The sequence below is a fragment of the Microcoleus sp. AT3-D2 genome (assembly GCF_036705715.1).
Classification (GTDB): Bacteria; Cyanobacteriota; Cyanobacteriia; order Cyanobacteriales; family Microcoleaceae; genus Microcoleus.
The window spans coordinates 21,611-46,597 of sequence record NZ_JAUBVE010000059.1 but is presented as its reverse complement, the minus strand read 5'-3'; the positions used below and the strand labels follow the sequence as shown (position 1 = coordinate 46,597).

Sequence of the window (24,987 nt, the reverse complement as noted above, 5' to 3'; positions counted from 1 at the left end):
GCGGATTACATTTTCGAGACGAAGATGTCATGGAAGTTGACCACAGAATTCCTAAATCGAAAGGTGGAAAGGATTCTTATGACAACTGGGACTTACTTCACAGACATTGCCACGATATAAAGACTGCTACAGATGGCAGTCTGGGTAAAAAATCTAGCTGTAAAAGTGCTAAACCTAAGCCACCCTCACATACAGAATGGTTCTGGAAAGAGGATATGTTGGTAACGCGGTATGAGTGACAATCACCGAGTCATTGAGGAGCCGTGTGATGGGAAACTATCAAGCACGGTTTTGGAGAGCGGCGACTCTCGTGAGGGAGTCGCCGACTTTAATTTCTTAGACCGAGATTTTCTGCCAGTGAAAGTTGGTGAAAAACCTGACAATTGGCAACCATCAGGTAAAAGAATCAAAAGAGGTTTGTACCGTTCGGCTCAGGGATTAATACTGAATGCAGATGTAAATGGTGCTGCCAATATCATCCGAAAATCAAATGTAGCCATAGACTCAATTGTTGAGCGAGTGGTAGTGGGTTGCTGACAAACCCTTTAAAAATCAAACTTTGGGTGGATTCATCCCCCAAAGTTTGTCCTTAAGAATCCCCGTGTCTTCAGACCGGGGAGTGTCAATAACAATCTAAAATCTAAAATCTAAAATCTAAAATGGATCGACCGTTAGGCTCTGTTATTCAAGGTTCCCTGAGCAAGGGATTAGAAGTGCGACTGCACGCCGATGTTTCGGTGGAAGATATGAGGGTGGGGAAATTTCTAGTAGTGCGGGGGGTGCGATCGCACTTTTTCTGTATGCTCACCGACGTGTCTCTGGGAACTTCTAGCGCCCGCATTTTATCGAATCCTCCTAATCCCGACGACGATTTTCTTCTCGCAGTGCTAGCTGGTAGCAGCACCTACGGTACGATCGAACTGTCGCCGATGTTGATGTTGACTGCTGAGAGAGAAAAACAGCAGGCAATTTTCGACCCGACGAAAAACGGCGGAGTTCGCGAGAATAAGCTGGCGTTAGGAAATTTGGCTTCTTTTGAGTCACAAACCGGTGCGGATATTGAGTTGCTCCCTGTTAAAACTATTCCCAGCCACTTTTCCCAGGTGTTTGATGCCAAAGAAACTGATTTTCGGGCAGTTTTTGGCTGGGAAGATGACCCCTATCGCCGCAATTTTGCGATCGGCAAACCGATTGACATGGACGTTGCTGTCTGCTTGGATTTAGACAGGTTTGTGGAACGCAGCAACGGAGTTTTTGGCAAGTCTGGAACGGGAAAATCTTTTCTCACGCGCTTGCTATTGTCGGGAATTATTCGCAAGCAAGCTGCTGTTAATTTAATTTTTGATATGCACTCGGAGTACGGGTGGGAAGCTGTTTCTGAAGGGAAACAGTTCAGCACTGTTAAAGGTTTGCGGCAGTTGTTTCCCGATAAAATGCAGATTTATACCCTCGATCCAGAATCGACCAAACGCCGGGGAGTCCGCGACGCTCAAGAGTTGTTTTTGAGTTTCGATCAAATTGAAGTGGAAGATATCGCGCTAGTGCAGCGCGAGCTAAATTTGTCGGAAGCTAGTATTGAAAATGCGATTATTTTGCGAAATGAGTTGGGAAGTGGTTGGATAAACAAGTTGCTGGAAATGACCAACGAAGATATCCAAATGTTTTGCGAAGAAAAGCGGGGGAATAAGTCTTCGATTATGGCTTTGCAGCGGAAGTTAGAGCGATTAAATGATTTGAAATACATTCGCAAACGCTGTCCGAAAAATTATGTGACTGAAGTTTTGCAGTGTTTGGATGGCGGGAAAAATGTAGTAATTGAGTTCGGTTCCCACTCGGATTTGCTGTCCTATATGTTGGCGGCAAATGTGATTACTCGCCGCATTCACCAAGCTTACGTGCGGAAAGCGGAGAAGTTTTTGCAGAGCAAAAATCCGTGCGATCGCCCGCAGCCGTTGGTGATTACCATTGAGGAAGCTCACCGCTTTCTCGATCCGGCGATCGTGCGATCGACTATTTTTGGTACGATCGCCAGAGAAATGCGAAAATACTTCGTAACTCTGCTAATTGTAGACCAGCGTCCCTCCGGCATCGATGCTGAAGTCATGTCGCAAGTCGGAACGCGGATCACAGCTTTGCTAAACGATGATAAAGACATCGATGCTATTTTTACCGGCGTTTCGGGAGGGCAGAGTTTGCGATCAGTTTTGGCAAAACTCGACTCCAAACAGCAAGCATTAGTTTTGGGGCACGCCGTACCCATGCCCGTAGTCGTGCAAACTCGCCCCTATGACGAGCAATTCTACAGAGAAATTGGGGATATTGACTGGCAAGAAATGCCCGATGAACAAGTATTTGCCGAGGCAGAATCTGCTAAAATGGATTTAGGATTTTAACAACAGATTAAACCCTTATAAAATCCCTTTTTATCAGCGTTCATCTGCGTGCATCTGCCGTAAAATAATCTAATTCCTATGTTTTAATAATTAATTCAACGCGGCGGTTTTTCTCTCTCCCCACCGGGTTGTCTGAGCCGTCTAAATTATTATTAGGAGAAATCGGTTTAGTTTTGCCGTACCCTTTGGTTTGCATTCGGGTATTCTGCACCTTGAAAACGTTGATAAAATAATATTTTACCGCTGCGGCTCGCTTCTGGGAAAGTTCTAGATTATAGGCATTTTCTCCTTTGTTGTCGGTGTGTCCGTTGATGAATATTTGGGCGTTTTTGTAATGTCTCAGCAGCAGATTTATCTTGGTGAGAGTGGGTTTAGCTTGGGCGCGGACGTTATATTTGTCAAAATCAAATAAAATAGTTTCTGGCACATTAATTCTGATGCCTTCAGGTACTTTTTCGGCGTTCAACTCTGTTTCAATGTTTTTGACAGTCTCGGTTGTTATTTGTGTTGGTAGCTGCTCCTCTGTCGCAGTTTGATTAGCGGTGATATTCTCAATATTTACTGTAGTCTGAGCAATAATTTCAACTTTTACTGTAGTAGGAGTAATTGGTATTACTTCTAAGGTTGTAACTGCTGTTGATTCTGATTCAACAGTATCGACTTTAGCGGATTTACTGGCAGCCAACTGAGAGGATGAGGTCGCGAAAAGTAATGATGAGATTATCGTAGTATTAATCAGTCTAATTAGCTTTTTCATTTTCAATCACCTGTCAATTGGAATCTTGTCGAATAGGGTAATAAAACTCCTCGAATCATTGATAGTCGAATATATCCGCAAATTATTTGCTTTCGGTTGTAACCAACCTACGAATACAAACTGCCCTTTGAGCGTAGTGCCTGGTTTAATCATAATTTGGGTATTATTGGAGGGAGGCAACAAATTATATCGTTGCCCATCGTTGTCGTAGAGATACATACTATTTTCAGCATTAAGTATTACAACTTCCTTGCTACCATTTGTAATCACCATAGTCACTATAATGCTATCTTCACCAAAGGTAATTTTTGTCAGCCGTCTCCATAGTTGGTTATCGATAACGCGCAGGTCGTAAGTTTTTTCAGGTGGCAGAGAGTTTGTAGTTTTCTGGGCAACCTCTAAACTCGTTTGAGTCGGAACTGGCGTAGGATTTGGAGATTGAGTTTGAATTGGCGTAGGAGTTGGAGTATTGGGTGCGGGCGATGCGGCGGGTTCTTGTGCTAATGGTGTTTGAACGGGAGGTGAAATGGATGGAGTTTGAATTGGCGTAGGAGTTGGGGGGGTATTGGGTGCGGACGACGCGGCGGGTGCTTGTGCCAATGGGTTTTGCACACAGGCGACACACACCAGCGATAGTAATGCTAATTGTGGGAAATTTTTAGCTTTCATTGCTGCACCCGATCGAGCTTTTGTGCTAATTTTAATAGAGAGTGGTAGCTTTTGTTGCGGGTTTAATCTAGCCTTGAGAATTAGATGAGCTACAAAGTGCGAGCGCCCTTAAAATCTCTTTAACTAGAAATTACGATCGAACGTCAAAAAAATTAGGCCCCAGCTTTCAGTCAGAAGCTTTTCCCCTTTCACCCCCTCACCCCTCATCCCTAAAGGCCCAAAATTTGCTTAAGCTTAAACATGATTGAGATGATGGAGCCTAGGGGCACAATGAAAGTCAAACAGGGCAACAGCCAGCCTTTATACACCTTGTCGTTACTCGTAGCAGAATTTGGTTAGCATATTTAAATAAAAATGTCAATAAATATTTTAAACAGTTACTCCCATCTAATACGGCGATCCAGTTCGGTTATCTCGCATCCCACCATCTAGGCAGCGAGAAAATTTCAAGCGATGATGGAACAGAGAGCAAAACAAAGCCCTCGAATAGCATGAGTCTGCATGAGTATTGTGAAGTTGAGTGGCAGTTAAAACTAACAGGGAATTCAAAACCTTAAGGAAAAATGTAGAATCTTGACCTTAAGACAGAGGTTTTTACTCTTTACGATCCTCAAAATTGGGAATAATATTGAGAAAACTAAACTCTTGCTTCACTTCGCCTTGAACTAGCCGTTAAAGCTAGCGAGCTACCGAAAATCGACGGCGATTACTGGAAAATCAAGCACAAAAGTAATCCCAAACAAAAAGCTTCTACCGATCGTCACCGATAAACAACAGGGGAAACATCCCCTTTGTCGCAGTCTTTATCCCACTTGTAAAAGTGGGACAGGGTATCACCAACTTTTTATCTGTTGTTACAAGGAGTGCAATACTCACCCATGTCCACCACAACCCCCAAAAACAAAACAGTGAAAGCCGATCGCATGGGCAGCCGGCCATACTCCTCAACGGATACGGTTCGTACCTATCTGCACGAGATCGGTCGCGTACCCTTGCTAACCCGAGAAGAAGAAATTGTTTTCGGGAAGCAGGTGCAGCAAATGATGAAATTAATCGAAGCAAAACAAGCACTTGCTAAAGAATGGCAGCGGGATCTGACGACTCAAGAGTGGGCTGCCGAAATGGAGTTGACCGAACCTGAACTTAGCCGGATCTTACAAATAGGGCGGCGGGCCAAGCAAAAGATGATTGAAGCCAATTTGCGGCTAGTAGTGGCGATCGCCAAAAAATACCAGAAACGCAATATGGAATTCTTGGATTTAATTCAAGAAGGCACCCTCGGTTTAGAACGAGGAGTCGAAAAATTTGACCCGATGCGGGGATACAAATTTTCTACCTATGCCTACTGGTGGATTCGGCAAGCAATTACCCGCGCGATCGCCCAACACGCCCGCACAATTCGATTGCCAATTCACATCACCGAAAAACTCAACAAAATTAAAAAAGTGCAGCGGGAACTCACCCAGCAGTTGGGCCGGTCTCCCTCCCCTGGGGAAATTGCCACCGCCTTGGAACTGCACCCTTCCCAGATTCGGGAATACCTGCTGATGGCAAGACATCCAGTTTCTTTGGACTTGCGGGTAGGAGACAACCAAGATACCGAACTGCAAGAACTCTTAGAAGACGAAACGGCATCTCCAGACAACTACATTACCTCGGAATTACTGCGGCAAGACCTCAATACTTTGATATCAGAACTTACCCCCCAGCAGCGAGATGTAATAATTCTGCGCTTCGGTTTGGAAGACGGCACAGAAATGTCTCTGGCGAAAGTCGGAGAACGGTTAAATCTCAGCCGGGAAAGGGTGCGGCAGCTAGAACATCAAGCCCTTGCCCACCTGCGCCGCCGCCAATCTCAAGTCCGAGAATACTTGGCGAGTTAGTCACTAAAAAAGTTGAGATTTTCCCCAAAATCTCAACTTGTTTTTTCGTGTTGGCGCTGCTGGGAAGGATAATTTTATACCACTTAAAAAAAAGAATGCAACTGTAGACCCGTGATCCAAACCCTTATGGAATATGTCACGCCAAATTATTCAATTGTTTAATCTCAAATTAAAAATCTAAAATGGTATTATTTGAGGGGTCGATCTCGCGATCGGGGCGGACGCAAAATTTGTCAAAACTAATCTTAGATTTAAGTTCAGGCATCGGGCGGGCGATCGTTCCTTCAAGTTTATAGCCAACATTAAGCCAAATACCCGGTTTCTCTACAATCTTTGTGAAACTGGTACAAGAGGCGCTTGAAACCAGCTATTTTAAATTTTGGGGTCTGGAGTGGTTTTGACTTATTTGATATTAACAGGAAGTTTAGAAGCGATCGCGATCGTGCTTGCTCTCTCGCCCGGTAACTTGAGCATCGCATTCCCCGCACGCCGATCACACGACTCGGACATCAAATCCGGCGTTTTTAGCTCGCAATCTCCGCCAAATTCTCGGCCAGATACAGCTAGCACAGGTTTAGCAGATGGCATTTATCTCTACGGCCAGTCGAGCCAGCCAGAGGAACTTAAACAAGAATATTTTGTATTTGAAATGCGGCAGAGTAAGGTAGTCGGCGCTTTTTACCTGCCTCGGTCTGCTTTTTACTGTTTTTACGGCACAAGCGAGCTAACTCAGTTAAATTTAACAGTAGTGGACAGTTACGACGGCAGTCGCTCTCCCTACTCCGTAAACCTGCAAAAGTATTACCCAATTTCCACCATCAGCGAGAACGATCGGCGCATCTTGGGTACTTGCAAAGAATCTCACAAACAGCAGGTGTGGGAAAAGTAGGAAACACACGCTGCGCCACCAGTCAATCGATTTTAGATTTTAGATTTTAGATTTTAGAATTGAAGAAAGCAACCCCACTGATACATCGGGCGCCCCCGGACAAAATTGCTTTCGGTCAGGATTCAGGAAACAGTAGTAAAATTGCTCCTGAGTTGAGAATTATCAATTTTAGATTTTAGATTTTAGATTTTAGATTTTAGAATTGAAGAAAGCAACCCCACTAATACATCGGGCGCCCCCGGACAAAATTGCTTTCGGTCAGGGTTCAGGAAACAGTAGTAAAATTGCTCCTGAGTTGAGAATTTCGGACGGACACCACACACATGGCAAGATGAAACTGCGTCGGAAAACACTATCGATCATTGGCATTACCATCGCTGGATTGACTGGCATTCTGTATGTCGTCTCCTCAAGCATCCTCTTGGGCAGCCTGATCAAAGCAGAGGAACAAGAAGCCACACAGGTTGTCAAGGGAGTGCTCAGCGTGTTCGGGCAAACCGCAGATGACTTCAACTCGCGCTTTGCCGACTGGTCCGCCTGGGACGGCACCTACGATTTTATCCAAAACGGCAACTCCGAATTCATTGTCTCCAATTTAGTTCCACAAGCGCTGGCTAATTTGAGAGTTAATATAGCCGTATTTGTCAATACTTCTGGCAAAATAGTTTATGGTACGGGTTTAGACAGCGAAAAGCTGAAACTAACCCCTGTTCCAGAAGCATTAAAACAGCGTATTTCTCTCAGTGACCCGCTGTTGCAGCACCCCAACCCCAACAGCAGCCGCGCTGGTATCCTGCTGCTGCCGTCAGGGCCAATACTGATTACTTCCCGGCCAATTGTCACGACTAAAAACACCGGCCCGATCCGAGGTACGCTGATATTCGGGCGCAATTTGGATGCTGCAGGCATTGCCAAGGTTTCTAAAATTACTCGCTTCCCGCTAATCGTACACAGCGTAAATGAGGTTCGGTTGCCTGCAGACTTTCAGCAAGTGCGGGAGAAACTGTCGGAAAAAAAACCGATTTTGGTGCGTCCTTTAAGCGAGGAGTCGATCGCAGGTTACGCTTTGATCCGCGATATTTACAACCAACCTGCGCTGCTATTACGGGTGGATATCCCCAGAGAAATATATCGGCAAGGTCAAATTAGTTTGCTGTACCTGCTGGGGTCTGTAGCGTTAGCGGGAATTGGGTTGATCGGCTGCACTCTGCTACTGTTAGAGCGTCTGGTACTGTCTCGGTTGAGCGGTTTGGCGAAAGCAGTGAACCACGTCAGCAGCAGCCAAGACCTCTCGGTGCGACTGCCGGTGACGGGCGAAGACGAGTTGTCCGACCTTGCCCATACTATCAACGGAATGTTGAGTGCGATCGCGATCGCCGAAAGCGAACAACTTGAGGAAAAAGCCCGCTACCGAGCCGTCGTGGAGCAAGCTACAGATTGTATATTCCTGTGGGACGCTCAAACCAAACGCCTTTTGGAAGCCAATACAGCGTTTAGAGACCTGCTCGATTACAGTCTTGATGCGATTTCGCAACTGACTATTTACGATATCATCGCTTACTCTAAAGACCTAATTGACAACAATATCGAGTTGCTGCTGACGGACAAACAATTCAGAATTGGCGAAGTTCTCTACCGCCGCCGAGACGGTTCCTGCGTAGATGTAGAAGTGAGCGGGAGCGTGATTTCCTACGGCGGCCGCGAGATTATTTGCACTGTTGTTCGCGACATTACCGAGCGCAAACAAGCCGAAGCTGAACTGCGTGCCTCGGAAGAACGCTACAGACTTTTGTTTAAAAATAACCCCCATCCGATGTGGGTTTACGATTTAGAAACTCTGGAATTTATAGCCGTCAATCAGGCTGCTGTCCAACACTACGGCTACACTCGCGACGAATTTCTCAACATGACTGTTGCGGACATTCGTCCCTCCCAAGAGTTCCCGAAATTGCTAGAAAATATAACCCAAGTAGATGCCGGTATTGAATTTGCCGGTGTGTGGCAGCACCAGAAAAAAAACGGAACAATTATTGATGTAGAAATTACTTCTTATGCCATGATCTTTGATAGCAGGAATGCTGAATTAGTGCTCGCTCACGATGTGACCGACCGCTTGCAAGCCGAGGTAGAACTCTACAAGGCAAAGGAAGCGGCAGAAGCAGCTAATTTGGCTAAAAGTCAGTTTTTGGCTAACATGAGCCACGAACTGCGAACTCCTCTGAATGCGATTATCGGTTACAGCGAGATTCTGCAAGAAGAGGCTTTAGATTTGGGCGAAGAAGATTTTGTGTCGGATTTGGAGAGAATTCACCATTCAGGCCAGCTTTTACTTTCCTTAATTAATGATATTCTCGACTTGTCGAAGATTGAAGCCGGTCATGCGGAACTTGAATTAGAAACTTTTGACGTGTCGGAGACAGTTCAAAATGTAGCGAGAACTGTTGAACCGCTATTTTTGCGAAACACTAATCGCCTGAATGTAGAGTGTCCTAATAATATTGGCGAATTGTATTCCGATCAAATTAAGTTTACTCAGATTTTGTTTAATTTGCTCAGTAATGCAGCTAAGTTTACTCATAAAGGAACAGTTACACTCCGCGTTGAAAAAATTAAAAATGACGAAAATAGTTGGGAATCTGAACAGTTAATTTTTAAGTGTTCTGATACGGGAATTGGGATAACTCCTGAACAACTACAAAAATTATTTCAACCTTTTACGCAAGCTGATGCTTCGACTACCCGAAAGTACGGAGGTACGGGTTTGGGTTTGGCAATAGCGCAGAAATACTCTCAGATGCTGGGGGGAGAAATTACTGTGAGTAGCGAGTTTGGCAAGGGGTCAACTTTTACTTTAATGTTGCCAGCATAGCTCTCTTTTAAATTTTATATATGGTAAAAAGTCTTGACGACAAACAACATTAATACTCAATACCTGGTTGAGCTTTAATGCCTTGTTCTCGGAATGGATGCTTAACTAAAGTCATTTCTGTCACCAAGTCTGCTCGTTCAATTAGCGCTGGCGGGGCGCCTCTGCCTGTTAAAATAATGTGGGTTTCTTCTGGTTTTTGCTCTAACCCGGAAAGCACTTGCTCGACTTGCAAATAACCTAGTTTTAATGCTATATTGACTTCATCTAGAAGAACTAATTTAAATTCGGGATTGCAGATAAAAGTTAGGGATTTTTCCCAGGCTTTTTGAGCTGTTTCAATATCTCGATCGCGGTCTTGCGTGTCCCAGGTAAAGCCTTCTCCCATTGCGTGAAATTCTAGCTGTTTTTCCCAGAGTTGAAAAACGGCTTTCTCTGCGGGTTCCCAAGCTCCTTTGATAAATTGTACTATGGCGACGCGGTATCCGTGACCGAGCGATCGCACAACCATTCCCAAGGCAGCCGTGGTTTTGCCTTTACCATTACCCGTATTGACTATAATTAAACCTTTTTCTTTTGAGGAGTTAGCGATTCGCTGTGATTGCACTTCTTGGCGCCGCTGCATTTTCTGTTTGTGTTGTTCCGCTGTTAAGCCAGTGGTTGCAGTAGGTTCTGTATTGGTTTCCATTAGATTTTTTTTACCGCAGATGAACGCAAATAAACGCTGATAGATGAAAGATGTCTAGTTATTGCCACAGTGTTTTCAAGTTTAGCACGAAACCGGGCAAGATGTCTTCTCCTGAAAGTTCTGTTGGACATTCCAAAACTTCTTTTTCTTGTCCTTGGCGATAGATTTCGACTCTCCGGGTTTTGCGGTTGATTAACCAGCCTAATTTTACTTGGTTATTCATGTATTCTTGCATTTTGTCTTGGGTATCTTTTAAACTATCAGTCGGCGACATTAACTCTAAAACAAAATCCGGGGCAATGGGAGGAAATTTTTGTTTTTGTTCGGGAGTGAGTGCGTCCCATCTTTCTTGTTTGATCCAAGAGACATCAGGAGAACGATTTGCACCGCTGGGCAGTTTGAAGCAAGTTGAAGAATCGAAACAAATTCCCAGTTGAGTTTGTCTGTTCCAAATTCCAAAATCAGTAGCTATTTCAAAATTGTAATTTCCGGTTTCTCCTCCTGTGGGTGGCATGACGATTATTTCTCCTTTGGCGTTGCGTTCAAATTTGACATCGGGGTTTTCGCGGCACAATTGATAAAATTGGTCGTCGGTTAGTTTAACTATGGAGTTGAAGTTGATGGTAACTGCTATCATGGTATTTTATCAGGATGCGTTGGGACTTTTAAGCCAGATTATGTATATAAATGCAGCTCAATGCCGATCGATGCAGATGCTGTAAATATTATTGATGTGGGAAGCAGGATTTTAATTTTATTTTTTGGGAGGCAGTTTTGATATCATTATATCATCCAATTATAACGAGTTATCAATATTTTTATAAAAAGCTTTTTGCAGGAAACACTTACAGATATACCAATAATAAAACGCAATGTTGATTTCGCTAAACAATTTAGGTACTCCCTCTAGTAAACTGGAAAACATTTTGTTTTTTAAGTGCAGGGAATCCACGCCGATCGCAAAAAACAACAAGCCTAAACCCGCTAACAATATTTGGTAGGGAGTTAACTGTAGTTCTCGCCGAAAAAACCATCCGTAGGAAGACAAAACAACGGCGTACAAAAGACTTACTCCTAGCTTGGGAATTCCTATGGCTATCATATATATATGAATTCTGTAAATTTGATTCAGTAGAAATCCACCTGTTAAAAGAGCGGAAAATAAAATAAATCGATTTTCTACAGGGCGCGGTTGAAGAGTTTTAGCTAATCCATAGGTGAAAGTACAAACAATGACTGGTACAGAACATAAAATTTGGAAAGTTCGAGTTAACAAGGCGACATTGGGATTGGGAGAAAAATAAGGCTGAAAGAATAAATCGCTGACTTTTAACCCTGAAAGTTGAGTAAAAATTATCAGTATAGTCATCAATAATAAGGATAAACAATTGAGTCGAACAACAAAGCGAGAAATAGTCATAAGCAATTAAGACCAAAAATTAGGTTTACTGCCCAAATACAAAAAAATTATATCACCAATATCTCTGGATATTTTGCTAAACTTAATCATGAGTGTTATAAAAACAAGGAGACAGTAATGCTGTCAGTGAAAGAAGCAGAATCGATTGTTCTAAATTTGGCGCAACCCCTCGACAGTCAGCGGGATGTAGAAACTGTAGACTTGCTGGCAGCATCGGGGCGCATTTTGGCGGCACCCGTCACTGGTTCTCTAGATTTTCCTTATTGGGATAATTCAGCAATGGATGGGTACGCGGTGCGGTTTGCTGATGTTGAAAATTGTAGCGCCGAAAAGCCCGCGGTACTCGAAGTAGTAGAGGAGATTCCAGCGGGATATCAGCCTCAAAATACCGTGCAATCGGGGCAAGCGGCGCGAATTTTTACGGGTGGTATGATGCCAGAGGGTGCTAATACGGTGGTAATGCAGGAAGAAACAAGGCGTGAGGGCGATCGTATTTTTATCTTAGTTTCTCCTGAAAAACCCCAAGCATTTGTCAGGCCGGGAGGCGCTTTTTATCAAGCAGGAACAACTTTGCTAACTCCCGGTACAGTTATCAATGCCCCAGAAATGGCGGTGTTAGCAACTGCACAGTGCATTCAAGTTCCCGTTTATCGGCGGCTGCGGGTGGCAATTTTTTCGACTGGTGACGAATTGGTATCGCCTGACGAACCTTTGGCACCGGGGAAACTGGTAGACTCTAATCAGTATGCTTTGACAGTTTTGTTGGCACAAATGGGATTTGAACCGATTCGATTGGGGATTGTTCCTGATAATGAAGATGCCTTAAATAAGGCGATATCCGGGGCTGTTGCTACGGCGGATGTGGTGCTTTCTACGGGCGGTGTCTCGGTAGGAGACTACGATTATATTGAGAAAATATTGGGGGATTTGGGAGGAAAAGTTTACATTAGTTCTGTGGCGATTAAGCCGGGGAAACCTTTAACGGTTGCTGAGTTTAAACGAGGTGAAAAAAATGATGATTCGCCGAGTTTGAGTTCGGATTGTCTCTATTTTGGTTTGCCGGGAAATCCGGTTTCGGCTTTAGTCTGCTGTTGGCGGTTTGTTGTGCCTGCTTTGAGAAAGATGTCTGGGCTTGCCCCGGATGCTTGGGGCCCGGAGTTTCTCAAAGCTAGGTGTAATGCTGAATTGCGATCGCCTGGTCGGCGCGAAACTTATGTTTGGGGTAAACTACATTTAGTTGCGGGAGTGTGGGAATTTGAACCTGCTAGCGGCCACCAAAATTCAGCGAATTTAATTAACCTCGCCAATACGAGTGGTTTAGCAGTTTTGCCCGCATCGGACACCTGGATTGTACCGGGCGAATTCGTGGAGGTTTTAAAAGTTAGTCATTAGTCATTAGTCATTAGTCATTAGTCATTAGTCATTAGTCATTGGATCGGTAGAAGTTCATGTAAAATATTAACAACTAAGTAATTCTTCCTTCTTCCTTCGTATTATGAAAATTTTAATTGTTGAAGATGACCCGATGATGCAACTGGGATTAGAGCAAGTTTTAGCCGATTCCCCAGAGATAGAAATAGTAGGACAAGCAGAAGACGGCTATTTAGGCGTAGCAGCCGCACTGAAACTCAAACCTGATATTATTGTAATGGATATCGGTTTGCCGCGGCTGGACGGCATAGCAGCGACGCAGCAAATTAAAGCACAACTGCCAGAAGTTCGAGTCGTAATGTTAACTTCTCACACGGCAGAAACTGAAATTATTGCTGCCCTTTCTAGCGGTGCTGATGCTTATTGTATTAAAGGTGCTTCCGTAGACAGGCTGTTAGCAGCGATTGCAGCCGCAGCAGAGGGCGCTACATATCTTGACCCTCAAATTGCCCGGACTGTCATCGAACACCTCAAACCCCCGATACCTGCCTCTACAACTACTTTTGGCCAGTTGTCGCAGCGGGAATTGGAGGTGTTAAAATTAATGGTGGAAGGTAACAGCAATCCGGAGATAGCAGCGGCGCTTTATTTGAGCCCAAATACTATTAAAACTCACGTTCGCGGTATTATGAATAAGTTGGCAGTGGATGACCGCGTGCAAGCAGCAGTTGTAGCGCTGAGAACTGGATTGGTGTAAAGAAGGAAGAAGGAAGAAGGAAGAGGGAAGAAGGAAGAAAAATAATTCAACGTTTTTCAGTTACTAATTCGCAATTTCCAATCCGCAATTAGCAATGCCCGATGCCCGATGCCCGATGCCCGATGCCCGATGCCCGATGCCCGATGCCCAATGCCCAATTCCCAATTCCCAATTCCCAAAAAGTTTATGTCTGAGTGGATAGAAATCGGTAAAATTGTAGCAGCTCAAGGTTTGGACGGGGAAGTGCGAGTCTATCCCGATTCGGATTTCCCGGAAAGGTTTATCGAACCGGGGAAGCGGTGGATTTTGCGCCCTAACAAAAGTGAACCGGAACCGATCGAGTTTTTGGGCGGTCGCTACATTCCGGGCAAAGGGCTGTATGCTGTAGAGGTAGAGGGTGTGGAAGACCGCGATGGTGCTGAGGCGCTGCGGGGCTGTAAGTTGTTTGTTGAAAAGACCGATCGACCTTACCTCGAATCTGATGAGTTTTACGTCCAAGATTTGATCGGTATGGAAGTTTTTAACAAGTTAACTGGGGAAATCTTAGGCAAGGTAAGTGATATTATTCCCGCAGGTAACGACCTTTTAGAAGTAGAAACGAATCTAACGCCGCCGGAAACTGTCCCTGCAGAATTAGAAAAGCCAAAACAGCCTGAAACTCCCCAAGCCAACGCTGACCCCAGAAATACCCGCAAACCACGGAAAATTCGCGTTAAAGAGCCTAAATCTACAAAAATATTGATTCCTTTTGTGGAAGAGATTGTGCCAGTAGTTGACTTAGAACAAGGCAGAATTGAAATTGTGCCTCCTCCTGGTTTGTTGGAATAATATCATGTCCGGTCGAGCGACCGGACATGATATTAGTTATTAACAATTCCCAATCCCCAATTCCCAATATTAATCATTTCCTCTATTTGTGTACCGCACTATCAAGTAACTGATGGAAAGCGCGAAAATTGCAGTCGCCAAACCAATCAAGTCGGCTGCGGTTTTTTTTTCCAGGTCAAGAATGATGATTTTTCTAGATACTGCTATCAAAGAAGTTACAATAACTAGCTCTACTTGAATAACGTGCTTTTTCAGATAAGCTGTAATATTTTCCAAGATTTCTAGAGCAATTAAAACATTTAAAAATAACCCAAATATCACAAACAACGTGTCTTTTAAAAAATTATCACTGTGGTTTGCCAATTCTTGTGCTAAAAAAATCACCAAATCGGCAACGCTGACGATAATTACCAAAATCATCGCCAGTGATAAAACTTTCGATATTATTACTTCTACACTTTCTGTAAAATGCAGAAAATTTTCATCATTGCTTAACTTCGCAATTTGCCTAAATATTTTTTTCAGCATACCAGTGATTTAGTCATCATTCTTGATGATTGTGTCATTGTTCGGTACACTTTGCAAGCGCAAAACCCTGTGATTGCCTGGTTTTACGGCGCCACCCGGGAACTGGGGAAGGCGACTCTCTCTGGTTCTTATATTTATCTAGTTTTGGGTGTCAGCTAGGAATCGATCGCACGCGCTCGAACTCCTGCTTAATACATTTTTGCCATAAAAAAACCTCAAACTATTGTCTAGCAATATTTTGAGGCTTTTAAGGCGCGGTGCTAGCACTGAACTAACTATCTATTCTCAACAGAGAATGATTGTTGACTCCCAGCTTGCTCCGACGCAATATACAAGATAGCTAAAAATTTAGCTCGGGTGGTTTAGTAGCGACGAGAATTGCCACCGCGATCGTTGTTACCCCAGTTACCACCACCAGAATTGGAACCACGTTCTTCACGGGGTTTTGCTTTGTTGACTTTGAGGTCGCGACCCATCCACTCAGCACCGTCAAGAGCCTCAATGGCTGCGGCTTCTTCGGCTTCAGTAGACATTTCTACAAAAGCGAAGCCCCGCATCCGACCTGTTTCCCGGTCAGCAGGCAACTGAACGCGCTTTACTGTACCGTACTCTCCAAAAGTTTGGTTGAGGTGCTCCTGCGTTACTTCGTAGGATAAATTGCCGACATAGATTGACATTGAACATTCTCCAGAATCAGAGGGTGTAGAGATTTAAATCCGGAGGAACGCCGATAGAACGAACTGTACTGCCGAAAATAAAGCCTTGTAAAACGATTATAGCACCTATAGGTGCAAACTGCAATTGTCTGACTCAATTAATTAAAAAGAAGGCCGAAGGCATTCGCCAGAAGACATTCTCCCGAAGGAAAAACCCCCCATCAAGAAGCAACAACTCAGAATAAATAAATTTAATTTTCCTTGTTTCCGAGCTCTGGCGGGGAAACGCAGCTTTTAGGCTGCGTAATGGCATAACGATTTTAGGTTTTAGGTTTTAGATTTGGGATTTGAGATTTATGTGTAGGGTGCGTCCGGGCTCAAAATTGCTTGATCGAGAGAGGCTGCTCAAGAAGTGACGGCGAGGGTGGATTTTGCCCAATTAAATTCCTCAACTTCTGCGGCAGTTTCTGCCCCAACCAGCACCAACTGCACCGCACAAGCTTTTAACTCAGGCTGTTTGGAATCTGGACAGCTTGCAGCATGAGTCATGGCATTGGCTTCAGCCGCTTCGGCCCACAGAGAACCCCAGTGCATGGGTACAAATAGCGTACCCGGAGCGATCGCCTTTGTGACTTTTGCCGGAAACTGCGCCTTGCCACGGCGCGATCGAACTTCCAGCAAATCCCCCTCCTTAATCTGCAATTTGGCAGCATCGCGGGGATGAATTTCCAAAAACGGATCGGGGTGCAATTGATTAATTTTTTCTGTTCTACCCGTCCGCGTCATCGTGTGCCAGTGTCCGTAAACTCTCCCTGTCGTCAACACAAACGGATAATTCGGATCGGGAGGTTCTGCCAGTCCCCGCGAGTGATAGGCCGAAAATCTCGCCCGTGCGTCAGGAGTGTGAAAACGCCTGTCAGTATACAGCCGTTTCGCTTCGTTCGCTGGATGCACAGGCTCGTTTTCCCGGCAAGGCCACTGCTGCGGCCCTTCTTGGCGGATGTATTCGTGGCTGAGGCCAGTCATGTCGCAAGGCTGGCCCCGCGTCAACTGCACGTACTCTTTAAAAACCTCCGCACTGTTCTCGAAAGCAAAGTGTTCAGCAAAACCCAACCGCCGTCCCACTTCGGCGAAAATTCTCCAGTCGTCACGGGCTTCCCCGGAGGGAGTGTCGAAACCGGGACAAAAGGTAACGCGGCGTTCGGAATTCGTCATTACTCCGGTTTTTTCGCTCCACTGCGTTGCCGGCAGCAGGATGTGAGCGTAGGCGGAGGTTTCAGTGGGATAGTAAGCTTCTTGATAAATAGTAAAGGGCGATCGCAGCAAAGCGGCTTTAGTGCGCTCCAAATCCGGCATACTCACCACCGGATTAGTCGCTGCAATCCACAGCAACTCGACTTCGCCAGTTTCCAAACCGGTAATCATCTCCCAAGCTGTGCGGCCTGGATTCGGGGAAATACTTCCCGGTGCGATTCCCCAAAACTCCTCGACTTGGGTTCTGTGTTCAGCATTTTTCACAAATCGGTAGCCTGGGAGCAAGTGAGACAGTCCTCCGGCTTCCCGCCCTCCCATCGCGTTTGGCTGGCCGGTGAGGGAAAACGGGCCGCATCCCGGTTTGCCGATTTGACCGGTCATCAAGTGCAAATTAATCAGCGATCGCACCTTTGCCGTACCTTCCGACGACTGGTTCATTCCCATCGACCACAGAGACAAAACGCGCTGCGACTGTTCCCAGTAGTTTGCCGCCATTTCTAACTCGCTGACAGTAATGCCGCAGCGCGAGGCTACAAACTCCGGCGTGTAGCTGCTAATAACCTCAGCAAAATCTGAAAAATTAGCCGTGCATTCTTCAATAAACTCAGAATCTATTGCTTGCCTGCGTAACAGCAAATATGCAATTCCGTTAAGCAAATCTATATCCGTACCTGGTTTAATTGCTAAGTGCAAATCCGCCGCTTCCGCAGTCGGAGTCCGCCTTGGATCTACCACAATCATCTTGACATTTGGATTTTTTTTGTGGTATTTTGCTAATCGATTGAATACGATCGGATGGCATTCTGCTGTATTGCTACCGATAATAAAAGCGCAATCAGTTAATTCTAAATCGTCGTAACAGCAAGGTGGCCCGTCCGAGCCAAAGCTTTGAACGTATCCAGAGACTGCTGAAGACATACACAAGCGAGAATTCGCATCAAAATTATTAGTACCCAGACAACCTTTCATCAGTTTCTGGGCAATATAATAATCTTCTGTTGCGAATTGACCCGAACCGTAAACGCACAAAGCATCGGGGCCGCTGGTGCTGCGAATTGTTTGGATTCGGTTAACAATTGCATCAAGAGCTTCGTCCCAGCTAGCGCGGCGGAACGGTTGGTCGAGAGTATCTCGCATCATCGGATACAGTAGCCGATCGCTCCGAATGGACTCTGCTACGGTTGCTCCCTTAATACAAACCATGCCCTGACTTGATGGGTGATTGCGATCGCCCCGCACTTTCCAACTTTGTTTTTTGTCGGGAACAACTTCTAGACCGCAACCTACACCGCAGTATGGGCAAAGAGTTTTTATAGTTTCCATCTGGTGATTTTAGATGCTAATTTTTGAAAGCTAATGGGTAATTGGTAATTCGTCATTATAGTCGGAACTGAGGGCTCCTGCAAATAATGTTTTAATCATTACTAACTTACCGCAAAAATGCTTCACAGCAACGGACAATACCCTGACTTAAAATAAACCGCTATCTTACTCAAACTCGCGAGCCATCTGGTTTTTACTCAGTGGATCGCGGCTCCTAAATCCCTCTTAAACAGAGGTACTCCAGCCCTAAATCTTGTCACCCCCACCTAGGGGAGCGAGGAAGAATTTTTGCAGGACTCAAATAGCGCGCAGGTCTTACTTTTGACCGGGTTGTTAATACCAATCTGAGATTTAGTCCGGGAGTATTATGTCGCCTATTTCTTTGTTTTAACTTCTAATACGCCGCCGTTGCTGGGGCTAAAAGTTACTTGGAATTCAGCAGTTTTTTCAGCAGCGCCTGCTGCGGCACCGGCAGGAGTTTGCAAAACCGGCAGAGGAGTTTCTTTGACGAAATCTTTAGCTGCTTTATTTGTGGGATCGAACTGTAGGATATCGCCGTTTTGTTTTACTTTGACCCGATAAGTCAAGCTTTCGGTAAATGTCGGAGTTGTTCTCCATTTTTGGTCGATTTGTGCATACAACTGCTTTCCGATCGCATCGAGTTGGGCTTGGTCAGAAATCTGTGATGTGGCAGCAGCAGCGATGGGCGCAGGACTTGCAGCAGCAGCGATGGGTGCAGGACTTGCAGCAGCGATGGGTGCAGGGCTAGGATTCGGTGCGATCGAACTTGCTGCGATTTGCGGGCTGGGGGGAGAACTCACAACCGCCCCGGCATTCGGCGCCTGCGGTGCAGTTTCTGCTAGTTTCGCTTGCTTTAGCTGGCTGGAAACAACAGACATATTGACGGCAGCTAAAGTAAACATTGCTACGAACCACGAGACTGCCAGGATGCCGCGTTTGATCGACGAGGCTTCTGGGGGTTCCGCAGTATGATGCACAAAAGGTGCAGGTGCAAGAGGCCTGTCAGCAACCGCAGGCTTTTTGCTAGCAGGTAATGGCATCGGTAGCGCGACGGCTTCTGTCTCCGAGTCCGTTTCTTCACCTTCTTCGTGGTGGGCGTAGCGAGAAAACAGAAACTCCAAAGCAAAGTTGCGAAGTTCGTAATATTTCGGGTCTTCCATAATCCGCGCCCGGTTGCGGGGACGGCTGAACGGAACGTGCATATCTTCGCCGATGGAAGCAGCAGGCCCGTTGGTCATCATCACGATGCGATCGGCCAAAAACAAAGCCTCATCAATATCGTGAGTAATCATAATGACGGTAATTTTTTCCTTCCGCCAAATTTTCAGCAATTCTTCCTGCAACTCTTCGCGGGTAATCGGGTCTAGAGCTCCGAAAGGTTCGTCCAAAATCAACAGTTTAGGACGAGTTGCCAGAGCTCTGGCGATCGCCACCCGCTGTTTCATCCCCCCGGACAATTGGCCCGGTCTTTTGTTACAAGCTTCGGTCAGTCCCACTAATTCCAAGTGTTCCTTGACGATCGTATTGTGTTCGTCTGCGGACTTTTCCGGGTAAACATTTTCAACGCCGAGGTGAATGTTTTCAGTAGCAGTCAGCCACGGTAGCAGCGAGTAGTTTTGAAATACCACCATGCGATCGGGTCCTGGTTCAGTAATCTGCGAACCTTCCAGGGCTACTTCTCCGTTTGTGGGCCCGTTGAATCCCGCAATCATATTCAGCAAAGTTGATTTGCCGCAGCCAGAGTGACCGATCAAACAAATAAATTCGCCTTCATTAATAGTCAGGTTTACACCGTCGAGAACGACGTAAGGGCCTTTAGGAGTTTCGTAGACTTTCGATACGTCTTTAATAGTAAGAAAGTCTGGCTTCTGCGTTTGAATTTGGGTTGTTTGGGGGGTTTTGAGAGTTTGCATATTTTCAGGATTTGGATTTTGGGTGGAAGAATTAGACATGACAGCTTTCGATTGATAATTTGAAATTACGGATTTAGGAAGGGGGAAATGTGGAGTCTTGTTTCCTGATTTCTTACTCCTGATTCCCTCTTCCTATTTGCTGGCTATGCTAGCAGCTTGATGGAACACTGACTGCCTATTTGTTCAATTAAGATTTCTTCAATGCGGACGCCACGCTTGATTTTGACATTTTGAAGATAGTGGATCGGGTCGTCGAGATTAAACACAGTGCCGTCAAATAGCTCGATCGTCCGGCGATCTCTGGCGATATCCGGCAAACCCAATTCGCGCACTGCTTGACCGAAAACATCGGGCCGCAAAACTCGATCGACCACTTCCACCCAGTTTTTCGGGAACGGGATCAGTCCCCAGCGAGCCATCTGCGCCATCACCCACACCATTTCTAGGCGGTCTGGAAAATTGGTTTTGTCAACATAGAACTGGTTGAAGTTGTAGAGCATTTCGGGTTCTGCCTCCGTACCGGAGTTGTACGGATCGATGAACCCTGGACGGATGTCTTTCGGATCGGCGCCGATGTATTGTTCTTGGCTAATCAAACCTAGGACTTCTTCGCGGTTGCGGCGGTCGTCGCAGTAGTCGCAGGCTTCCAAAAGCGCTTTGACGAGGGCGAGGTGGGTTTGAGGATATTTCTGAGCCCAATCTTCGGTAACACCGAGAACTTTTTCGATGTGTCCGGGCAGAATATCGAGGGAACGGGCCATGACAAAACCCGTACCGCTGTTGACTGCGTGGGAGTTCCAGGGGTCGCCTGAGCAGTAGCCGTCAATGTTGCCTGCTTTTAAATTCGATACCATCTGCGGGGGCGGAATCACGGTCAAGCCCACGTCGAGGTCGGGGTCGATGCCGCCAGCAGCCAGCCAGTAACGGAACAGCAGATTGTGCATGGAGGCGGAGTGTACCATGCCCAAGGTGTGAACTTTATCGGGACTCTTGGCGATCGCAGCTTTGAAATCCTCTAATGTCCGAATGCCTTGTTTGTAAAGGTCTTTGTTGAAAACAATCGAATTGCCGTTGCGAGAGAGCGTCATGGCGCTACAGACGGGCACAGGGGCTTGACCGTCCATGCCCAACAGCATGGCGATCGGCATTCCTGCGACCATTTGCGCCGCGTCCAGCCGTCCTTCGGCGACTCCTTGGGCGATCGTTTTCCAGCTAGGTTCGCGGCTGAGAGTAACTTCTTCCAAGCCGTGGGCTTGGAAGAATCCTTTTTCTTTAGCTACTACTAAGGGCGCGCAGTCGGTGAGGGGAATAAAGCCGATGTCGAGGTTGATTTTTTCCAGGCCGTTGCGGGCGATGACAGCGGGTTGTTGTTTGGCCCTGCGCTGTTTGACGCGCTTTTGCTGGTTGAGGAAGTAAACCATTTCGTTACGCAGCGCGTAGTAACTCGGATGGTTGACAACTTCCATGCGCTTGCGGGGGCGGGGAATGTTCACTTCGAGGATTTGCCCGATTTGGGCTTCCGGGCCGTTGGTGAGCATCACAATGCGATCGCTCAGTAATAAAGCTTCGTCCACGTCGTGAGTTACCATCACGCTGGTGACTTTGCTTTCTTCGCAAATTTTCATCAACTGGTCTTGCAAACCGCCGCGAGTTAAGGCATCGAGGGCGCCGAAGGGTTCGTCTAGCAGCAGCAATTTCGGGCGAATCGCCAGGGCGCGGGCGATCGCAACTCTTTGTTTCATCCCCCCAGAAATTTCGCTGGGGCGTTTGTCGGCGGCGTGTCCGAGTCCGACCAATTTAATGTGGTGTTCGATCACCAACTCGCGATCTTCTTTCGAGTTACCGCTGTAAATTTCATTTACTGCTAGGGCAATATTTTCGCGCACCGTCAGCCAAGGTAGCAGCGAGTAATTTTGAAACACCACCATTCTGTCGGGGCCTGGATCGCGGACTTCGCGTCCTTCTAAAGTAATCCCGCCCTGACTTGCTTTGTCGAGGCCGGCGATGATATTTAACAGCGTAGATTTGCCGCAGCCCGAGTGCCCAATTAAGGTGATGAATTCTCCCTTTTTAATTTTCAGTTCTATATTTTTAAGAGCGATGTATTGCTCTCCATTGGGCAAGTTAAATACGCGGTCAACGTGGTCTACTTCAACAAATACTGACATGGCTATTTTAGGTTAGTTTGTAATTTGTATGATGCTGATTATTAATTGGGCATGGGGCATTGGGCATTGGGCATGAATTTACAACTAATTTCTAGCAGTTTGTAGTTGGCAACCATTCCCCATTCCCCATTCGCTATGCCCTATGCCCTATGCCCTATGCCCAAATTCTATTTCTGTTCTTCAGGAACAACTTTGGAAGCGATGAAACCAACTAATCTGTCTAGAAGCAAGCCGACAATCCCTACATAAAGCACTGCCAGAATCACAGAGCTGAGTCTAGAACTGTTGTAAGCGTCCCAGATGAAGAAACCGATGCCGACGCCGCCGACTAACATTTCCGCAGCTACGATCGCCAGCCAAGACAAACCGATACCAATTCTCAAGCCTGTGAAGATGTAAGGAACTGAAGAGGGGAGCAGGATTTTCCAGAAGTATTTTTGGTTGGGGAGGCGCAAGACGCGGGCGACGTTTCTGTAGTCTTGGGGTATTTGTTGAACGCCTACTGTGGTGTTAATAATAATCGGCCAAATTGCTGTAGCTAAGATTACGAAAAGTGCTGCCACTTCGTTGGTTTTTAGCCCCATGCTTTCAAAGGGATTGAACTGTTGAAATACAGCCAGGGCGATCGGCAGCCAAGCTAGGGGCGGGATAGTTCTGAATACTTGAAACAGCGGGTCTAAAGCATCGTACATTAAAGTGTTTGTCCCGATCAATATTCCCAAACTGATGCCGAGAACTGCTGCCATAGTAAAGCCGATCGCCACCCGCTGCAAGCTAGCCGCAAGTTGCCAAAATAAACCTTTGTCGATGCCGCCGTTATCGAAGAAGGGATCGATAATCAAAGTCCAGGTTTCTTGGACAACTTTAATCGGGCCGGGTAAGCTGGACTCTGGACTGTTGCAGAGGATTTGCCAGATTACGAGCAGAACTGCGATAGCCACCAGCGGGCGGATTATTTTTCGGCGGTTTTTTTGAACCTGATCCAGAACGAACATTACTGGATTTTTGCTTTTAGAAACAGCGAGATTTGTTGCCATTTTTGTTCTTGCAGTATTGTGAATAATCGATTATTTGTAGATACTTTGAACCGAGTTCAACAAATTTTGTCCGTGGAACGAACCCTCTGTTTCACTCCGCCCAACACCATCACTTTTAGGAGTTTGTCAACAGTCAACACTCAACTGTCAACTGTCAACACTCAACAAACTAATTATGCTTTTTTGATTGCCAGAGCCTGCAGATATTCTTCTGGTTTTTCTGGGTCAAACTTCACACCATCAAAGAATGTTTCGATACCGCGAGAAGTCGTAGCAGGAATTTCGGCAGCGGGAACGCCAAGTGTTGTCGCTGCTGCTTTCCAAATATCTTCGCGGTTAACTTTATCAACCGTTGCTTTGATGTCGGTAGTTGCCGGGATATAACCCCAGCGAATATTTTCAGCGATGAACCAAGCATCGTGACTCTTGTAGGGATAAGAAGTATTGTCAGCCCAGAATTTCATCGCTAGGGGGCTGGCAGCTTCAACGCGACCGGTACCGTAATCAATTTGACCTTTAGAGCGATTGATAATATCTGCGAATGGAACTTTTAACCACCTATCTTGAGAGATGATTTGGCACATCTCATCGTGATTTTCTGGCTTGTCGCACCACTGCTGGGCTTCCAGTACGGCCATTGTAATGGCTTTAGTAGCTTTGGGGTTTTTGTCAACCCAATCTCCTCTTAAAGTTAATGCTTTTTCTGGATGGTTTTTCCAAAGTTCTCCGGTGATTAAGGCGCTGTATCCTACCTTTTGAGAAATTAGCTGGGCGTTCCAAGGTTCGCCGACGCAAAAGGCTTCCATGCTGCCAGATTTCATGTTCGCTACCATCTGGGCCGGCGGTACGGGAATCACGGAAACATCTGTATCTGGATTAATACCGCCGGCTGCTAGCCAATACCGTATCCACAAATCGTGGGTGCCTCCGGGAAAAGTCATAGCCATAGGCACTTTCTCACTGCCGAGAGCTGCTTTCAAAGGTTTGGAGTCTGTACCTATTTTTAAATCTAGGTATTTTTTGCTGAGGGAAATACCTTGACCGTTAGTATTTAACCGGGCGACAATGTACATGGGCACTGGCTGATTGCCTTTGTTAATTGTGCCTAATGCCATTTGGTAAGGCATCGGGGATAAAATGTGGGCTCCATCAATGCCGCCGCCGGAGGAACCGAGTTCTAAGTTGTCGCGAGTAACTGGCCAAGATGCTTGTTTCTCAACAACTACGTCTTTCATGCCGTACTTGGCAAATAACCCTTTTTCTAGGGCGATGATTAAGGGTGCTGCGTCGGTGAGGGCGATGAATCCGAGTTTGGCTGCGGTAACTTCTGGGGCGTCGGCGGGGTTGATGTTGACTGCTGGGGCGGCGGTGGGTGATGCGCCACCGGGAGTGGCGTTAGATGTGGTGGGGCCGGAACTGCAACCGTGGGCTAGGAGGGTGCCGGCTGCTGTTGCTCCAGCGGTGATGATGAATTTTCTTCTGGAAAGGTTGCTCATTTGTCTTGAATTGTTGTTGTACTTTGAGATCGTGGAAATGTGAGATGTGAGATGGATTCGCGACCTTGGC

The 24,987-nt window shown here is 46.1% G+C and carries 21 protein-coding genes; 9 read left to right on the top strand and 12 right to left on the bottom strand.

What is annotated here, in order from left to right; translation table 11 throughout:
• From QUB44_RS21760 to QUB44_RS21750, 3 genes are all read left to right on the top strand, one after another.
• Nucleotides 1-239: HNH endonuclease signature motif containing protein (locus QUB44_RS21760; RefSeq protein WP_333370692.1), on the top strand; the 239-nt coding region annotated here is incomplete at its 5' end.
• The gene (locus tag QUB44_RS21755; protein WP_445299918.1) at nucleotides 232-537 is read left to right on the top strand and encodes a hypothetical protein; all 306 of its coding nucleotides are present in this window, start codon (nucleotides 232-234) and stop codon (nucleotides 535-537) included. The genes QUB44_RS21760 and QUB44_RS21755, both read left to right, overlap by 8 nt.
• A 122-nt stretch (nucleotides 538-659) precedes the next feature.
• Nucleotides 660-2,393, top strand: coding sequence for an ATP-binding protein (locus tag QUB44_RS21750; RefSeq protein WP_333138683.1), 1,734 nt, complete (start codon nucleotides 660-662; stop codon nucleotides 2,391-2,393).
• Between the two features lie 76 nt (nucleotides 2,394-2,469).
• Here the strand turns inward: QUB44_RS21750 and QUB44_RS21745 are convergent, their stop codons facing one another.
• Both QUB44_RS21745 and QUB44_RS21740 read right to left on the bottom strand, forming a co-directional pair.
• Entirely contained in the window at nucleotides 2,470-3,150 is a 681-nt protein-coding gene (locus tag QUB44_RS21745) for an OmpA family protein (RefSeq protein ID WP_333370689.1), read from the bottom strand.
• Nucleotides 3,151-3,156: 6 nt separating this feature from the next.
• A complete protein-coding gene (locus tag QUB44_RS21740) occupies nucleotides 3,157-3,819 on the bottom strand; it encodes a hypothetical protein (RefSeq protein ID WP_333370687.1) in 663 nt (220 codons plus the stop codon).
• A gap of 878 nt (nucleotides 3,820-4,697) precedes the next feature.
• Between QUB44_RS21740 and QUB44_RS21735 the strand changes: the two genes are divergently transcribed.
• From QUB44_RS21735 to QUB44_RS21725, 3 genes are all read left to right on the top strand, one after another.
• Nucleotides 4,698-5,702 carry an RNA polymerase sigma factor, RpoD/SigA family gene (locus tag QUB44_RS21735; RefSeq protein ID WP_333370685.1) on the top strand — a complete coding sequence of 335 codons (1,005 nt, stop codon included), beginning with the start codon at nucleotides 4,698-4,700 and terminating at the stop codon, nucleotides 5,700-5,702.
• A gap of 391 nt (nucleotides 5,703-6,093) precedes the next feature.
• Nucleotides 6,094-6,591 carry a hypothetical protein gene (locus QUB44_RS21730; RefSeq protein WP_333370683.1) on the top strand — a complete coding sequence of 166 codons (498 nt, stop codon included), beginning with the start codon at nucleotides 6,094-6,096 and terminating at the stop codon, nucleotides 6,589-6,591.
• Between the two features lie 202 nt (nucleotides 6,592-6,793).
• Entirely contained in the window at nucleotides 6,794-9,460 is a 2,667-nt protein-coding gene (locus tag QUB44_RS21725) for a CHASE4 domain-containing protein (protein WP_333370681.1), read from the top strand.
• Between the two features lie 49 nt (nucleotides 9,461-9,509).
• Here the strand turns inward: QUB44_RS21725 and cobO are convergent, their stop codons facing one another.
• The 3 genes from cobO to QUB44_RS21710 all read right to left on the bottom strand — a co-directional run bounded on the left by cobO (nucleotide 9,510) and on the right by QUB44_RS21710 (nucleotide 11,514).
• Nucleotides 9,510-10,145 (bottom strand): cob(I)yrinic acid a,c-diamide adenosyltransferase, encoded by a 636-nt coding sequence (gene cobO, locus QUB44_RS21720; RefSeq protein WP_333370679.1) that lies wholly within the window; start codon nucleotides 10,143-10,145, stop codon nucleotides 9,510-9,512.
• A 58-nt stretch (nucleotides 10,146-10,203) separates the two neighbouring features.
• Complete coding sequence (locus QUB44_RS21715) at nucleotides 10,204-10,782, bottom strand: Uma2 family endonuclease (RefSeq protein ID WP_333370677.1); 579 nt, start codon at nucleotides 10,780-10,782, stop codon at nucleotides 10,204-10,206.
• Nucleotides 10,783-10,941: 159 nt separating this feature from the next.
• Nucleotides 10,942-11,514 (bottom strand): hypothetical protein, encoded by a 573-nt coding sequence (locus QUB44_RS21710; RefSeq protein ID WP_333370675.1) that lies wholly within the window; start codon nucleotides 11,512-11,514, stop codon nucleotides 10,942-10,944.
• A 168-nt stretch (nucleotides 11,515-11,682) separates the two neighbouring features.
• On the opposite strand from QUB44_RS21710, the gene QUB44_RS21705 reads away from it, so the two are divergent.
• The 3 genes from QUB44_RS21705 (at nucleotide 11,683) to rimM (ending at nucleotide 14,521) form a co-directional block, all read left to right on the top strand.
• The gene (locus QUB44_RS21705) at nucleotides 11,683-12,957 is read left to right on the top strand and encodes a molybdenum cofactor synthesis domain-containing protein (protein WP_333370673.1); all 1,275 of its coding nucleotides are present in this window, start codon (nucleotides 11,683-11,685) and stop codon (nucleotides 12,955-12,957) included.
• A gap of 103 nt (nucleotides 12,958-13,060) precedes the next feature.
• A complete protein-coding gene (locus QUB44_RS21700) occupies nucleotides 13,061-13,693 on the top strand; it encodes a response regulator (RefSeq protein ID WP_015179099.1) in 633 nt (210 codons plus the stop codon).
• A gap of 186 nt (nucleotides 13,694-13,879) precedes the next feature.
• Nucleotides 13,880-14,521, top strand: coding sequence for a ribosome maturation factor RimM (gene rimM / locus QUB44_RS21695; protein ID WP_333370697.1), 642 nt, complete (start codon nucleotides 13,880-13,882; stop codon nucleotides 14,519-14,521).
• Between the two features lie 69 nt (nucleotides 14,522-14,590).
• Here rimM and QUB44_RS21690 read toward each other — a convergent pair whose 3' ends face one another.
• The 7 genes from QUB44_RS21690 to QUB44_RS21660 form a co-directional block, all read right to left on the bottom strand.
• A complete protein-coding gene (locus tag QUB44_RS21690; protein ID WP_333370670.1) occupies nucleotides 14,591-15,049 on the bottom strand; it encodes a phosphate-starvation-inducible PsiE family protein in 459 nt (152 codons plus the stop codon).
• 362 nt (nucleotides 15,050-15,411) lie between these two features.
• The gene (locus tag QUB44_RS21685; RefSeq protein ID WP_333143949.1) at nucleotides 15,412-15,726 is read right to left on the bottom strand and encodes an RNA-binding protein; all 315 of its coding nucleotides are present in this window, start codon (nucleotides 15,724-15,726) and stop codon (nucleotides 15,412-15,414) included.
• A 384-nt stretch (nucleotides 15,727-16,110) separates the two neighbouring features.
• Complete coding sequence (locus QUB44_RS21680; RefSeq protein ID WP_333370668.1) at nucleotides 16,111-18,282, bottom strand: nitrate reductase; 2,172 nt, start codon at nucleotides 18,280-18,282, stop codon at nucleotides 16,111-16,113.
• A 374-nt stretch (nucleotides 18,283-18,656) separates the two neighbouring features.
• Nucleotides 18,657-20,255 carry a nitrate ABC transporter ATP-binding protein gene (locus QUB44_RS21675; RefSeq protein ID WP_333370667.1) on the bottom strand — a complete coding sequence of 533 codons (1,599 nt, stop codon included), beginning with the start codon at nucleotides 20,253-20,255 and terminating at the stop codon, nucleotides 18,657-18,659.
• Between the two features lie 104 nt (nucleotides 20,256-20,359).
• Nucleotides 20,360-22,384 (bottom strand): nitrate ABC transporter ATP-binding protein, encoded by a 2,025-nt coding sequence (locus QUB44_RS21670; RefSeq protein WP_333370665.1) that lies wholly within the window; start codon nucleotides 22,382-22,384, stop codon nucleotides 20,360-20,362.
• A gap of 167 nt (nucleotides 22,385-22,551) precedes the next feature.
• On the bottom strand, nucleotides 22,552-23,421 hold the full coding sequence (gene ntrB / locus QUB44_RS21665; protein WP_333370663.1) for a nitrate ABC transporter permease: 870 nt from the start codon (nucleotides 23,419-23,421) through the stop codon (nucleotides 22,552-22,554).
• Nucleotides 23,422-23,594: 173 nt separating this feature from the next.
• The gene (locus tag QUB44_RS21660; RefSeq protein WP_333370661.1) at nucleotides 23,595-24,917 is read right to left on the bottom strand and encodes a CmpA/NrtA family ABC transporter substrate-binding protein; all 1,323 of its coding nucleotides are present in this window, start codon (nucleotides 24,915-24,917) and stop codon (nucleotides 23,595-23,597) included.
• Nucleotides 24,918-24,987: the final 70 nt, after the last annotated feature.

Coding starts and splice junctions, on each gene's coding strand:
- QUB44_RS21755 (WP_445299918.1), top strand. CDS start 232: ATGAGTGACAATCACCGAGTCATTGAGGAGCCGTGTGATGGGAAACTA.
- QUB44_RS21750 (WP_333138683.1), top strand. CDS start 660: ATGGATCGACCGTTAGGCTCTGTTATTCAAGGTTCCCTGAGCAAGGGA.
- QUB44_RS21745 (WP_333370689.1), bottom strand. CDS start 3,150: ATGAAAAAGCTAATTAGACTGATTAATACTACGATAATCTCATCATTA.
- QUB44_RS21740 (WP_333370687.1), bottom strand. CDS start 3,819: ATGAAAGCTAAAAATTTCCCACAATTAGCATTACTATCGCTGGTGTGT.
- QUB44_RS21735 (WP_333370685.1), top strand. CDS start 4,698: ATGTCCACCACAACCCCCAAAAACAAAACAGTGAAAGCCGATCGCATG.
- cobO (WP_333370679.1), bottom strand. CDS start 10,145: ATGGAAACCAATACAGAACCTACTGCAACCACTGGCTTAACAGCGGAA.
- QUB44_RS21715 (WP_333370677.1), bottom strand. CDS start 10,782: ATGATAGCAGTTACCATCAACTTCAACTCCATAGTTAAACTAACCGAC.
- QUB44_RS21710 (WP_333370675.1), bottom strand. CDS start 11,514: ATGACTATACTGATAATTTTTACTCAACTTTCAGGGTTAAAAGTCAGC.
- QUB44_RS21705 (WP_333370673.1), top strand. CDS start 11,683: ATGCTGTCAGTGAAAGAAGCAGAATCGATTGTTCTAAATTTGGCGCAA.
- QUB44_RS21700 (WP_015179099.1), top strand. CDS start 13,061: ATGAAAATTTTAATTGTTGAAGATGACCCGATGATGCAACTGGGATTA.
- rimM (WP_333370697.1), top strand. CDS start 13,880: ATGTCTGAGTGGATAGAAATCGGTAAAATTGTAGCAGCTCAAGGTTTG.
- QUB44_RS21690 (WP_333370670.1), bottom strand. CDS start 15,049: ATGCTGAAAAAAATATTTAGGCAAATTGCGAAGTTAAGCAATGATGAA.
- QUB44_RS21685 (WP_333143949.1), bottom strand. CDS start 15,726: ATGTCAATCTATGTCGGCAATTTATCCTACGAAGTAACGCAGGAGCAC.
- QUB44_RS21680 (WP_333370668.1), bottom strand. CDS start 18,282: ATGGAAACTATAAAAACTCTTTGCCCATACTGCGGTGTAGGTTGCGGT.
- QUB44_RS21675 (WP_333370667.1), bottom strand. CDS start 20,255: ATGTCTAATTCTTCCACCCAAAATCCAAATCCTGAAAATATGCAAACT.
- QUB44_RS21670 (WP_333370665.1), bottom strand. CDS start 22,384: ATGTCAGTATTTGTTGAAGTAGACCACGTTGACCGCGTATTTAACTTG.
- ntrB (WP_333370663.1), bottom strand. CDS start 23,421: ATGGCAACAAATCTCGCTGTTTCTAAAAGCAAAAATCCAGTAATGTTC.
- QUB44_RS21660 (WP_333370661.1), bottom strand. CDS start 24,917: ATGAGCAACCTTTCCAGAAGAAAATTCATCATCACCGCTGGAGCAACA.